This window comes from Microcystis sp. T1-4 (assembly GCF_000297435.1).
Classification (GTDB): Bacteria; Cyanobacteriota; Cyanobacteriia; order Cyanobacteriales; family Microcystaceae; genus Microcystis.
The window spans coordinates 1-708 of record NZ_CAIP01000345.1 but is presented as its reverse complement, the minus strand read 5'-3'; the positions used below and the strand labels follow the sequence as shown (position 1 = coordinate 708).

Sequence of the window (708 nt, the reverse complement as noted above, 5' to 3'; positions counted from 1 at the left end):
AACTTGCATTTTTTACTCAAGGACAATAATATAGTTTAAGAGTCATAATTAGAAGCAAAGCACTCATTAAAAACATGATTAACCTAGAATTCACGGAAGAAGAAAAGAACTCACTGTATTATGAAAGATTTCATCATCCCCATCCCCGGGTTCAACTGAAGATGGAAGTTCTCTGGTTAAAGAGCCAAAAGATACCGCACAAAAAAATTTGTCAGTTAGCAGGAATCTCGCCAAATACCTTATTAACCTATCTTCGAGATTATGAAGAAGGCGGAATAGAAAAATTAAAAGAAATCAACTTCTATCGCCCTAAAAGTGAATTAGAGTCTCAAAAAGAAACGCTCAAAAAATACTTCGAGAAAAATCCACCAGCCACAATAAATGAAGCTGTATATAGGATAGAAGAATTGACAGGAATAAAACGAAGTCCTACCCAAGTGAGGAAATTCTTAAAATCCTTGGGAATGAAATGTTTAAAAGTAGGTTCTCTTCCTTCTAAAGCTGACCCAGATGAACAAGAAGACTACAAAGAAAAAAAGCTAGAACCAAGACTAAATGAGGCTAAAGAAGGAAAAAGGGCTGTTTTTTTTGTTGATGCCGCTCACTTTGTTATGGGAGCTTTTCTCGGTTTTGTTTGGTGTTTTGAGAGACTTTTTGTTAAGTCACCGAGCGGGCGTAAACGCTTCAATGTTTTAGGAGCATTAAATG

General features: G+C 35.9%; 1 protein-coding gene. It reads left to right on the top strand.

The annotated features are described in order from the left end of the window. Positions 1 to 74: 74 nt before the first annotated feature. Positions 75 to 708: helix-turn-helix domain-containing protein (locus MICAI_RS17010; protein ID WP_039900445.1), on the top strand; the 634-nt coding region annotated here is incomplete at its 3' end.